General features: G+C 56.5%; 11 protein-coding genes. 4 read left to right on the forward strand and 7 right to left on the reverse strand.

Annotated elements, in window-relative coordinates; all coding sequences use genetic code 11:
* Positions 1 to 314 precede the first annotated feature (314 nt).
* The 4 genes from JOE65_RS11485 (at position 315) to pseI (ending at position 6224) form a co-directional block, all read left to right on the forward strand.
* A complete protein-coding gene (locus JOE65_RS11485; protein WP_239536699.1) occupies positions 315 to 2582 on the forward strand; it encodes a GH25 family lysozyme in 2268 nt (755 codons plus the stop codon).
* 539 nt (positions 2583 to 3121) lie between these two features.
* Positions 3122 to 3733, forward strand: a complete 612-nt coding sequence (locus tag JOE65_RS15195) for a hypothetical protein (protein ID WP_239536700.1) — start codon at positions 3122 to 3124, stop codon at positions 3731 to 3733.
* On the forward strand, positions 3730 to 5136 hold the full coding sequence (locus JOE65_RS11495; protein ID WP_205163325.1) for a lipopolysaccharide biosynthesis protein: 1407 nt from the start codon (positions 3730 to 3732) through the stop codon (positions 5134 to 5136). Before JOE65_RS15195 ends, JOE65_RS11495 begins: the two co-directional genes overlap by 4 nt.
* Positions 5137 to 5168: 32 nt before the next feature.
* Positions 5169 to 6224 carry a pseudaminic acid synthase gene (gene pseI / locus JOE65_RS11500; RefSeq protein ID WP_239536701.1) on the forward strand — a complete coding sequence of 352 codons (1056 nt, stop codon included), beginning with the start codon at positions 5169 to 5171 and terminating at the stop codon, positions 6222 to 6224.
* Here pseI and JOE65_RS15525 read toward each other — a convergent pair.
* The 7 genes from JOE65_RS15525 to JOE65_RS11535 all read right to left on the reverse strand — a co-directional run bounded on the left by JOE65_RS15525 (position 6221) and on the right by JOE65_RS11535 (position 12688).
* On the reverse strand, positions 6221 to 7729 hold the full coding sequence (locus JOE65_RS15525; RefSeq protein WP_205163326.1) for a GNAT family N-acetyltransferase: 1509 nt from the start codon (positions 7727 to 7729) through the stop codon (positions 6221 to 6223). The two genes, pseI and JOE65_RS15525, sit on opposite strands and share 4 nt — an antisense overlap.
* Positions 7730 to 7731: 2 nt before the next feature.
* Entirely contained in the window at positions 7732 to 8475 is a 744-nt protein-coding gene (locus tag JOE65_RS11510) for a cytidylyltransferase domain-containing protein (RefSeq protein WP_205163327.1), read from the reverse strand.
* Entirely contained in the window at positions 8472 to 9599 is a 1128-nt protein-coding gene (locus tag JOE65_RS11515) for a DegT/DnrJ/EryC1/StrS family aminotransferase (RefSeq protein ID WP_205163328.1), read from the reverse strand. Before JOE65_RS11515 ends, JOE65_RS11510 begins: the two co-directional genes overlap by 4 nt.
* Before the next feature lie 4 nt (positions 9600 to 9603).
* Positions 9604 to 10587, reverse strand: coding sequence for a UDP-N-acetylglucosamine 4,6-dehydratase (inverting) (gene pseB / locus JOE65_RS11520; RefSeq protein WP_205163329.1), 984 nt, complete (start codon positions 10585 to 10587; stop codon positions 9604 to 9606).
* Positions 10588 to 10723: 136 nt separating this feature from the next.
* On the reverse strand, positions 10724 to 11620 hold the full coding sequence (locus tag JOE65_RS11525; protein WP_205163330.1) for a glycosyltransferase family 2 protein: 897 nt from the start codon (positions 11618 to 11620) through the stop codon (positions 10724 to 10726).
* Positions 11621 to 11663: 43 nt separating this feature from the next.
* Positions 11664 to 12017, reverse strand: a complete 354-nt coding sequence (locus JOE65_RS11530) for a DUF2304 domain-containing protein (protein WP_205163331.1) — start codon at positions 12015 to 12017, stop codon at positions 11664 to 11666.
* 5 nt (positions 12018 to 12022) lie between these two features.
* A complete protein-coding gene (locus JOE65_RS11535; protein WP_338021626.1) occupies positions 12023 to 12688 on the reverse strand; it encodes a glycosyltransferase family 2 protein in 666 nt (221 codons plus the stop codon).
* Positions 12689 to 12789: the final 101 nt, after the last annotated feature.

Genomic DNA, 12789 nt, shown 5'->3' on the forward strand with positions numbered 1-12789 from the left:
CCGAAAAAAGCTGGAGACGTTCTTTGACACCCCCTCACCTCCCCCGTTCCTTGGCCATAGCTCTAATGACGGGATCTCTGGTTTTTTCCGGGATGGCGACCGCGGCGGCGACAGCCCCTGCAGTAGCTCCGTCGGCTCCTGCAGAAACGACCGGCCCAGCGCAAGAAGGCCCACCCCTACCTAAACCATCGGCGACCCCGGCGCCGGCGCCCGCAATAGATACCGTCGAAGAGGCTCCCGCAGAAGGCATTAAAAGTGGCGCGCCACAGAAAGCCGCCCAAGGCATTCCGGACTTTGGCAAGTACGGTGCGTACATGGGGCAGGGAATGCAAAAAATCGAGGCTGGGCTGGACCCACAGACAAGCATTGCCCCGAAGGCACTCAGCCAAAAACTTTCATCGATTTCGGCCACACCGCAGGGCAGCTGGCGGCCACCCGGCGTTCAGGGAATGGACGTCAGCGCCTATCAGCCCTACATCAACTGGAAGACTCAATGGAACATGGGCGCTCGCTTCGCCTATGTAAAGGCGACTGAGGGTACCTACTACAAGAATGATGAGTTCGAAGAGCAATATTCAGGTAGTGCGGCTGTGGGCATGCTCCGCGGCGCTTACCATTTTGCGAATCCGGGGTATTCCTCTGGACGTGACCAGGCCAACTACTTCGTCAATAACGGTGGTGGATGGTCCGCGGATGGTAAGACGCTCCCACCGCTGCTTGACATGGAGTGGAGCCCCTATGGAAACGCCTGTTATGACATGACGCCGTCCCAGCTCATCTCGTGGGTTCGCGAATTTTCCAATACGGTCAAGGCCCGAACCGGTAGAACACCCATGATTTACACCGCAACATCTTGGTGGAAAGAATGCATGGGCAACACAACCGCATTCTCTGACCATCCCCTTCACCTCGCTGCTTACAACGAAGTCGGCGTTGGCGCGATGCCTGCTGGTTGGAAACGTCAAAACGTGTGGCAATACAGTAGCACTGGCCCGTTCGACGGCGATTCCAACGTGTGGAACGGCACAATGGACGGACTGAAGAACTTCGCGCGGGGGCGCTCTCAAACCACTCCAACGCCATCTACCGATAACAGCGCTCGGGCCTTCAGCACGGGCGATTTTAATGGTGATAACCGCCCAGATTACTTAACTCGTCGAGCTGATGGAACATTGACCATGCAGCGTAGCTTGGCAGGCAACAAGTTGTCGTCACCGACGACGATCGGACGGGGGTGGGATATTTTTAATGCCGTCGTAGGGACCTCCGACTTCAACGGCGACAATCGAAGCGACATCGTAGCGCGCATGACTGATGGACGTCTCTGGCTATACCCGGGCAATGGCGTCGGCGGGTTCCTTCCGAGGATACAGATCGGAGCGGGGTGGCACGTTTTTAATGACATCGAAGCGGTGGGAGACTTTGACGGAGACCACCATAGCGACTTGGTGGCTCGTAGCGGCAACGGCACTTTGTACATTTATCCAGGCAATGGCGCCGCAGGCTTTCTACCTCGGCGCGTCATCGGTGCTGGTTGGCAAATTTTCAATCGCATAGAATCTGCGGGGGATCATAACGGCGACAGTAAGAATGGCTTGATTGCTCGCACCTCGACGGGACAGCTCTACCTCTATCCAGGTAATGGCACCGGGGGTTTCCAACAGCGTCGAACGATCGGTTCCGGTTGGAATACCTTCAGTCAAATTGTCGGGGGATACGATTTCACGGGCGATGGAGCTACCGATGTCCTCGCGCAGTCTGGCGGAAATGTCCTCCTGTATCCCGGCGATGGCCGCGGGAATTTCGCTCCACGACTTGCCATCGGTCAGGGATGGCAAGGATTTCACCAGGTGTGGGAAGCCGGTGATTTCCAGGGCGATGGAAAAGCCGACGTTCTGGCAACAACACCACGCGGAGATTTGTGGCTGTACGGCGGCAACGGGAGCGGCTCTTTTCTACCGAGGAGGCAGGTTGGTGCTGGGTGGAATCAGTTCAACTGGGTGGTGAGTGCCGGTGACTTCGACGGTGACCGGAAGCTTGACCTTGTGGCGAGAGCCAAGGACGGCACATTGTGGCTATATCCGACGGATGGGCGAGGCAACTTCACTTCGCGCCACCTCATTGGACATGGGTGGGATATCTTCACCCAACTGCTAGGCACGGGCGACTTTAATGGCGATGGCTATGGAGACCTCGTGGCACAGGAACGGAACGGAAAGCTGTGGCTATACCCCGGTGACGGGGATGGCGGCTTCAAGAAGCGCGTCCTTATCGGTCACGGATGGGATGTCTTCAATCTAGTAGCAAGCGCTGACGACTTTGACCAGGACGGCAACGTTGACATCATGGCAAGGGATCACGCCGGATACCTGTGGCTTTACCCAGGCAATGGACATGGAAGCTTCTTGACGCGCAGCCGAATCGGGGCTGGGTGGGGCGCTTTCCGGTCGTTTGCCAACGTCGGAAAGTTTGACGGGACCAGTGGTTCCAATGTGATCGCACGGGACTCCGGCGGCACACTGTGGATGTACTCAGGCGACAGCAACGGTAACTTCAGGACGAGCGTCATTGACGCCTACTAGTCGGATCGTCTTCTGGCATGGCCTATTGTGGTCTACGGTCAGAGATCTCGTCCTAACCGATGTCTCTGGCGACCGCCACCAGTCAGCCAGATTGTCGAGCTCACGAAAGACGACCGCCCATGGATATCCAGAATCACTTCTACGGACACTCTGCCGTTTACGCTGCACACGCTGAGCTCGAACGACCGCGGCACGTTGCTGGACTGATCCAACACGGCTGGACCCCCGTTTCTCCCATCGCCACCCATTTTGCAGACTTGGCGGAATCGGCTCCGGCAGGAAACTTATTCGTGTGGACACACAGTTCCAGAGGGTGGACCGAAGCAGAGTCAAGGAGGAGCGCGGGCTACTCCACTACAGCTATAGGAGCACCTTTTCTTTATCTGCTCGACACTGTACGACGTAATGTATCCGCGCCGCCAAGGTCCATTGACACAGTGGTGTTCCCCTTTCATGGGACCCGATTGGTTACCGTTGAAGGAGATCAGGCTGCTTATGCCCGCGAAGTCTACGAGGCGGAAGGAGCGTCAATTGTTTGCATGCACGTTGACGACCTTCAACGCCCCGACATCGTAAACGCGTGGACTTCCGCCGGACATCAGCTCACCACAGCAGGTGAGCGCAGGGACCCACTGTTCCTTGCACGCGTGCTCTGGCTATTAATGTCGGCACGAAAGGTCGTCTCAAACCGTATGGCCACTGCACTTGTCTACAGCGCAGCCGCGGGGACGCCAGTATCAATTTATGGACCGCATTTCCAGATCGCTGGCATCTCGGAAACCTCCTCGGAGAGTTATTTGCAGAAATTGTGGCCTGAGTTCTACTCTCCGGCAGCCCACATAGACGATATCCGTGCTGTCGCTGACCTGGAATTGGGCCGACGTCATATGAAAGCTCCGGCCGAGCTGCGCCAAATACTGGGCTGGCAGACCGCAGCACCCGCGCCCTTTCTCAACTACTGGGTGGGCGCGCCGGTTGAGAAAGCACGAGCTGTGCTGGGATTGAAGAAGCGAGCCGTAGGTCCCGTCATTAATGGAGTCAAACTTTCACCGCTCGATTTCCTCAGACATCCTCTTGAGCACTTGCCCGATCCTCTTCCACGCCATACAGCTTTCGCGCTAGTGCAGCCGAAGATCCTGGAACGTCCTTGAAGTCGGGCCTAAGGCCATTATCTACCTCCCGGCAATCTCTGCTTTATCTCCTCGGTGCCGGTATTCAGGGTGTGGCGCCGCTTCTCATTCAACCCATAGCTATACGCGTCCTCGACGCAACGCAGTGGGGTCGAGTCGGGGTGTCTACCGTATTGCTTCAGGTTGGTCTGGTTATCCTTTTGGCCGGGCTGCCGCTCGCGATCACCCGTGCATACTTCGACCACGACGACGGTGCTGGCAGATCACGCGCCATTGCCGGAGCCAGCTCGATCCTCAGTGTCTTGATTGCAGCCGTTGCCGTGTTAATCTCCGTAGTTCTACTATCGGCATCCGGTGATTTGGCTGCAAATCTTCCGTTCGTCCTGACGCTTCCGGCCATGGGCCTACTCAGTGTCGTAGTTTCCTGTCAGGCCTTCTTGCGCGCGGAGCAGAAGGCCCTGCACTTCATCATTCTGAGTGCAGGGTCATCGCTGTTTCCACATGCATTGGGGCTCACTGCCATCCTTGTTCTAAGGGCGGACGCGACTGTTTACATGGCGGCGTTCTGTCTTGGTATGGCGACGACAGCTCTAGCGGCCCTGTTGATGGCCCGACCAACCGCGCCAGGACGACAACCACAAGCCGTGAAGGAGGCTATTTTCATCGGACTTCCGGTCCTACCCCACAGCCTCGCCATGATTCTGCTAATGCAGGGCGACAGCCTTCTGTTGAAGGTCCTCGAAGGTGACGTGGCATCGGGACGATATATTGCGGCAGCCGCTTTCGCCTTGGGCCCATTCGCTGTGCTGGCCGGACTGAATAACGTATGGACGCCAAGAATCATGTCAGCTGTGAGCGCTGGCACGGCATCGGACGATGTGCGGGCAGTAACCCGCAATGCGGTCATAGTCGCTGCTGTGCTCGGCTTTGGCGGGATTGCAGGTGCGAATCTGGGTATGCATGTTCTGGCTGGCGATTTGCCCGAACTAGTGCAGCTCGCGAAGGTCCTACCGCTCGTCTCTGTCGGCTACGCGCTCTACCTCGTTAGTATGGCAGTCCTGTTTGCGCTCAAACGTACTCGTTCTTTCGCTTACATGACCCTGCTGATCACTCTGATTACAGGGCTGCTCGCAATCCTGCCCGCGGAGTCACAGAACCTTACGGTGTTGGCGGCCGTCAAAGTATTCGGATTCACCGCTCTCGGATTTGTCTACTTGCTCTTTGCACGCCGGGCCGGAGCAACGGCGCTCTCCGGCTCACCCTTTGTTCTGCTCTTGGTATCCTTGAGCGCTACAACACTCCTCGCACTGCTTATTCCGACAACTGTGGCAGCGGGCCTATGGACCCTGCTGGGATCGAGCGGAATAGCTCTGGCAGCCACTTTCGTAGTCCGTAGGCGGTTGAATAAATTCAAAGCAATATAGTTCAAGAAGTAGATTTGAAAGGATTACATCCCTTGGGAAAGCAAGATTTCGAAGTCGGCGCACATACTGTCGGAGCCGATCACAGGCCCTTTATCATTGCCGAGATGTCCGGCAACCACAATGGCGATCTGCAACGTGCCCTTGACATTATCGATATGGTTGCCGATTCGGGCGCACAGGCGGTCAAGTTCCAGACCTATACAGCCGACACCATCACTATCAACTCAGGCCGCCCGGAGTTCCTTATCTCAAAGGAACACCCGCTATGGGGCGGAGCCAAGCTGTACTCTCTATACGAGCAAGCGCATACTCCCTGGGAGTGGCATGAAGAGATGTTCAACCGCGCCCGGGCCAAAGGTCTAATACCGTTCTCCAGCCCTTTCGATGCAACGGCCGTCGACCTGCTGGAGTCGCTTGAAGCTCCGCTATACAAGATCGCTTCCCTTGAGATCGGCGATCTAGAGCTACTCCGACGAGTCGCACGCACAGGAAAACCCATGATCCTGTCCAACGGCGCCGCTACCATATCGGATATTGATAGGGCCGTGCGAACCATCCGCGCTGAAGGCAATGATCAGATTACTGTACTGGCCTGCACTTCCTCATATCCAGCTTCTCCCAGCGAATCAAATTTGCGGACGATTCCGGTAATGCGGGACGCGTTCGACGTTCAGGTCGGACTCTCCGATCACACGAAAGGCATCGGGGCCGCAGTGGCTGCCGTAGCGCTGGGCGCGACTGTGATTGAAAAGCACGTCACACTTAGTCGTGCCGACGGAGGAGTGGATTCAGACTTCTCCCTGGAACCGAACGAATTAATGGATCTTGTCACCGAAACCTCAACCGCTCAATTGTCGTTGGGTTCAGCCGTGCTCAGGGTTACCGGAGGCGAGGAAGAGAGCCAGCGACTACGCCGTTCGTTGTACGTAGTCGATAATGTGAAAGCCGGGGACACTGTGACGACTGCTAACGTTCGCTCCATCCGCCCCGCTGGTGGACTTGAGCCGAGCTACTATAGCGTCGTTCAAGGACGAACCTTCAGGTCAGACGCTGGTGCCGGAACGCCCCTGAGCTGGGATCTAATCTAGCGTGGATCGACGGCCGTGGTGACAGCCTTGACCAAGCGACGCCACGGCCTGCGGATGGCGGCCAGCTCCGCATCTTCGTCTGGTCGATACCCTCCTGCGCTGAACAGGTTGTAAGAGGCAATATTGTCCTCAAGCATCTCCGCGATAAGAAGTGCAACCGCTTGGTGATTCAGGAAGTAGTCTTCAGCCATGGCAAGGACGCTTCCCGCCATGCCACGGCCACGATGGGCGGGACTTAGAGTGATGGATACCTCCCATGTCTCTCCTTCGGTCGCTTGGTTCTCGTCCAGCCGATCGAACCGGACAGTGGCGGCGGGCTCCCGGTCTATTTCAACGATGAGCAACCGTCTATGATCAGCGACAACAGATGCTTCCACCCATGCAACGTGCGAATTCCAGTCAAGTTCGCCCGTAGCGCGGGAAACGAGCCGCACTGATGGATCGTTGCGCCAATCGAAAAGGCGGGACGCGTCTTCCAGCGTGGCGAAACGCACCTGTAGGCCTCGGTCAAGCCTCAAACGCTCTGCCCACACTCGCACTATGCGCGCTGCACCGCTACCGTCCACTTGATGACGTCCGGCCGCACCCATCTCAGCGCGCCGAAGGGGGTCTACTAGCAATTCTCGCAGCTGCGTGGCAGCCTCCGGCGCCTTCAAAGAACCGTCCCGCACGGAACCCAGTCCGAGGGCAAAGCCCGCACCAACAGCATAGCGATAGTTATCCGCCTGGTTTTCTACGACCTGTAGCAACGCCATGGGCACACCAAGCGTCGCTAGTTCCCATACTGTTGTTCCAGCGCCACTGATTACCAGATCCATTGAAGGAAAAAGCGATGGAATATTTGGTCCAGGTTCATGAATTACGATTTGCCGAGCGACCTCAGGTTGCGGTTCCAACACCGCGCTTTCTGCAACCACGTGACAGGTGCAGGATATCCCCGTTGCCAACAACAAGCGGACTGCTTCACCAGTCATGTTAAGTGCATCGGTACCGCCCATGATCACTAGGACCTTGATCCCAACAGTAGCCTTGGCTGTGTCCTTGGCAGCTGACAAAATCGACCGGCGAAGGGGAATGGCCTTAGTGCCACGCAGAAGGTGGCGGCTACCATCGTCGGGCCGGTATACGTGCTCACTCATTGGTGACGGGTCGATAGCGATAGCCGCCGAGCGTCGACCATAGTGACCGTCCTCGACCGAACTCAGCAAGATCCCTCGTTGAGCCAGCTCCGTGTCGAGCGGGCCAGCATCGTCGTAGGAGTCAACGTGGACCACGGTGGCGCGATGGTCAACCGCCAGGCTGGCGAATTCGGCAGCCGTCCCCCTCCACGAATGAAGAAGATACCCTTGCTCCTGCAGCATCGTCTTGCCCAAGGTATTCTCTACCAACCCGTAAAAAACCACCTCCCAGCCGACATCGGAAGCCGCATCCGCTACAGCGATGGATCGGATCAGATGTCCTAGCCCTTGGCGCTTCGTTGCATCGCAACGGAAAAGCACAATCACAATCAGCCCTCTCTCAGTGCCTTTTGCTCGATATGAGCATTCAGCTCGACAATTTCGGGATGCGCATCCAGCGTCCGCACCACCTCACGCCACGAGGGAGGCGCATCACCTAGAAGCTTCGTCAGGGCGCATAAGAGTTTCAGGTCCTCATGAGTGTCAAGCGTGACACGGTAGCGATCATTGCGCGGAAGGAACGAAAGCGACGCACAGGTAAATTCAGCACCGTCCTCATAAACTGCGCTAGTTACATGTGCTCGATGGTATTTCTCTGTTCGCCGGTCGGCACGATGCAGCGCTTTGGTAGTAACCAGTTCTACGTCCAGTCCACGAGGCAGCGAACGCGGGTGCGTGGTTGACACGTAATCGACGTCGGGTGTGCGCCGCCAAATTGCGACGACCGCCGAGATAAGGACCGGGTCCAACAACGGACAATCGGCGGTCAGACGAACCACTGCATCGGCCCTAGTACGATTGGCCACAAGAAGAAAGCGCGAGAGCACATCGTCCTCACTTCCTCGCACGACTTGAACGCCCAAACTCGCACCAAAATCATCGATTCTGTCGTCATTCGATGTCTCCGACGTCGCTATAACTACATTATCTACACCATCGGCTTTTTTCGCGGCCCGGACAACCCAGTCCAGCACGGGACGACCCAAAAGCGGTTCCAACACCTTGCCGTGAAGGCGGGTCGAACCCATACGAGCTTGAATAACAACCACGACGCGTGGTGCGGTATCTGTCATGACGCGACGACGTCGAGAACGTTCTCGATTACCTGGTGAACTTGACCATCGGTGAGACCTGGGAAGAGTGGCAGGGAAATTTCCTGTCGATAGTACGCCTCCGCGTTGGGGCACATGCCACGACGATAACCCAAGTCCTCGAAGACCGGATGCCAGTAGACAGGGATGTAGTTAACTTGCACTCCGAAACCACGGGAACGAAGTTCGTCAAATATGACACGGCGTCGTTCCGCCGGAACGCGCAGCGGGTACAGATGCCAAGCCGGAGAGGCCTCATCCATCACGCCAGGAATGACTAGTTCGTCATTGGTGGCAAAGGCTTCGTTGTAGAGATTATGAATCTGCTGTCGTCGCCGCTTGAACTGCTCCAACTTGCCTATCTGACTTAATCCTAGGGCGCATAAGATATCTGGCAATCGGTAGTTGATACCAAATTCGTGCACTTCCTGGTGCCAAGGGCCTTCTTCCGGGTAGCGCAGGGCATTGCTATCACGAACCAATCCCTGCCCCTTGAAATTACGAGCCCGAGTGGCTAACCGCCCATCGGGGGACACTACCGCCCCGCCCTCACCTGTCGTCAGGTTCTTCGTAGGGAAGAAGGAAAATGTCGTTAGGTCAGCGATTTCACCAACTGGGCTTCCGTTCAGTATCGAACCAACGGAATGAGCAGCATCCTCGATAAAAAGGGCACCATGCTCGTGCGCCAATCTCGTGAACGCCTCCGCGTCCACCGGCAATCCCGCATAATCAACTGCAGTGATCGCTCGGGTCCTGTCAGTTATTAAGCACCTAGCTGCCTCAATCGAGAGATTTCCAGTTGAGGCCTCCACGTCGGCAAACACAATTTTTGCCCCAGCAATTGCCGCAGTGGCTGCCGTAGCAACAAAGGTCAGTGGTGTAGTCACGACCTCATCGCCCGCCTGTACTCCGGCAGCGACGTAAGCTGTGTGCAATGCTGCAGTACCCGAGGTCACGGCAACAGCTTGAGATCCTCCGGCGACCAAAGAAATTGCTTCCTCGAACTTATCGACCATCGGTCCGGTTGTTAGCCAGTCGCTACGAAGCGCTTCAGTGACGGCCAATATGTCACTTTCATCTATGGATTGCCGACCGTAGGGAAGCATTCGTTTACAACCCTTCCGAGATCATATTCCGCAATTCGTCTACAGAGAGAAAATGTTCGTTGCCATCGGACTGATAGCTCCAGCCGTCTGACACAGCGATCCCGTCTTTCGGCGGTTTATACCCCCACCCAGCGAGGTGTGGCATGACGACGTATCGTGAACCAAGGGAAACTGTGCGGCGGGAATCGTCTGCTGCGATCATTTCCTCATGGAGCTTCTCGCCAGGGCGAATGCCAATCTCATGCGTCCTGGCGTCAGGCGCGATGGCCGTAGCCAGTTCAGCGATCCTCACGGAGGGGATTTTAGGAACATAGAGTTCCCCACCCTGCATCATCTCAAATGAGTCCAAAACGAATTTTACTGCTTGGTTTAGAGTGATCCAGAACCGCGTCATCCTGTTGTCAGTCAATGGCAACGACTCACCGCGGGCGGCCATTGTCTTCCAGATTGGTACGATCGATCCGCGGGAACCCATGACGTTTCCATACCGGACTACGCAGAAACGGGTGTCGTAAGCCGCGGCGTAGTGGTTGCCTGAGATAAAAAGCCGATCCGCACATAGCTTGGTGGCACCATAGAGGTTAACGGGGCTCGATGCCTTGTCTGTCGAAAGGGCAACGACCTTCTTGACGCCCGCATCGATTGCGGCGTCAATAACGTTTTGCGATCCACGGACGTTTGTTTCAACGTACTCAAATGGATTGTACTCGGCGGTGTCCACCTGCTTGAGTGCAGCCGCATGGATGACGTAGTCAACTTGGTGGAAAGCTCGTTCAAGCCTGTGTCGATCTCGGACATCACCAATGAACCAACGGAGACGAGAATCATCTTCGAACAGACGACGGGCTTCTAACTGCTTCAGCTCGTCCCGACTAAAGATCACAAGCCGCCGGACGTTGTGGTTATCCAGAATCTCCCGGATGAGGGCCTTCCCCAATGATCCGGTTCCGCCAGTAATCAATACTGACGATCCACTCAGCATGGACATTCTTACCACCTTTATCACTCGTGATTAAATCGAACAACACCCCTGATGATTTAGGGCGCTCGCTGCATACAGCACATCGAAAGACTACCAGCTAGGACGAAGTGAACTGCGGCCGATGACCAGTCAATAGACGCCTTTAGAACCTGACGGCATGCCCCAACAACTTCCCGAGTCCTACCCAGGCTCGCTTCGCCACGACTTTGGGGAGAAGACTCACGGCGTTGAGCCTCGAGGAGAGGTGTAAGCGCGCCGCTAACGCCGCTTTACCCCAGCCCAACCGCTGGAAATCTGCAGCGCACTCATCGAAAAACCGCCGCTCTTCATCGAATCGGCGCCCATCAAGGGCCCGCACCGAGGAATCACTCTCCCGGTGCCGACGGTACTGAAAACAGACCGTGTCCGTAGCGAGCAGCCGGCTGCCCGTCATGACGACATCCAATGCAAGCGCAAGGTCCTGAACGACGTCGTACTCCGGCCGGAAGGAATGGGCTTTGATGGCGTCCGCGCGCCATGCAATGGATGGAAAGTACAACCAATTGCCAGAGATCAGGCTCTTGGCAATGGGCTCTCCCTGCAGAACAGCGGTACTGCTGCTGCCCGTGGCGCGGCGACGCATTGCTGCCTTAATTCGATCGGCCAATGGTAGGTAAACCTCACCGAGCTCGTCAATAACCTCCACTTGAGGCTGAACGATCGACACGGACGGCTCTCTAAACGCCTGACGGACCGTGGAAAGGTAATTCGGCAGCATGACGTCATCAGCACCCATGATCACGACGATGTCGTGCTGAATGAGGCCCACGCACTTGCGGTAATTACCGTTGGCGCCAAGGTTCTTTTCATTCCGGGAATACGCGATCCTGCTGTCTGAGGCAGTCAGCTCCGCAAAGTAGGCGGGGAGAGTGTCGTCCGGGTAACCGTCATCGACAATTGTCAACTTGAAATCCCGATCCTCCTGCTTCAGGACACTATCAACAGCTGCTTTCATCATGGCTACGTCCCCGTAGTAGGGGAACATCACGTCTATGGTCATCAATAACCTGCTTTCTGGGTAAAACAGCCGGCGTGTCCGGCCGCTATCGGGAGGGCGATTCCCAGGGCCGTTCAGTTTCATCGATGGCTATACGCCGGGCCAATTTGGTGAGGGAAATCTCTGTTTGACGGTGTCGCTGGTAGGACGTGGCCATGAACACAAGGAAGGACACTATGAGTGCATACAGCACCAGGTCGGTACCACGCCCGATACCGAGCCAGGAAGCGACGGTGGAAAGCACCTCAGGGAAGAAAATCGACAACACTGCCGCGGTCGCAAACAACAGCAGCATGATGCGCCGGATCGCCAGGTGCCGCGCGTTACTCCCCCCACGCATCAGTACCAACGATACGAGTACGACCGCGCAGACGAGCAGGATCTGGACAACAATCAGCATGGAAGTTACCTCAGGAACAGTTCGGCTAAGATATTGACAGAATTTAGCAGCGATTGACCCTTCGCCTTGGAATAGTCTGTGTAGATAATCTCGACCGGATGTTCCACCCAACGATGTTCAAGGACTGCCAGCTGATTCACCAGCTCGGACGCATGGGCCATGCGGTTCTGCGTGAGGTGGATGTCCTCCGCAACTGACCTGCTGATGGCCCGCAAGCCATTGTGAGCGTCCGTCAGGTCCATCCCAGTGGCCAGTTTCGATTGGAGCGCAGCTGTCTTCAAAACCAACCGCTTGACCGGCCCCATCTTCGTGCGGTCGTCAAGGAATCGCGACCCCAATACTATGTCCGCCTCGCCGGATGAAAGGCGTTCCACCATTTCCCTGGCGTCCTCAACGCGGTGCTGTCCATCGGCGTCGAACGTAACTATGCTGTCCATCCCCGGATCCTGCAGTGCATACTCGATCCCCGTCTGCAGGGCAGCTCCCTGTCCCAAGTTGATCGGATGCTGTACGACGACGGCACCCGCATCACGGGCAGCCTGCGCGCACTCATCGGTGCTGCCATCATCTATGCAGACAACGTTCGGAAAAGTGGGAAGGAGGCCTCTGATGACGTCGACGACGACGGTTGACTCGTTATACATCGGAATAACAACCCAGGTTCGGCTCACGGCCCCAGTATTTCACATCTATCCAACGCCCTGGCACCCGCGGAACCAGCGGCCCCAATTTTGCCCGCGCCGTCCAGTAGGGTTGGAAGCTGGTATGTCTG

Origin of the sequence: Arthrobacter roseus (assembly GCF_016907875.1) — a bacterium.
Taxonomy (GTDB): domain Bacteria; phylum Actinomycetota; class Actinomycetes; order Actinomycetales; family Micrococcaceae; genus Arthrobacter_J; species Arthrobacter_J roseus.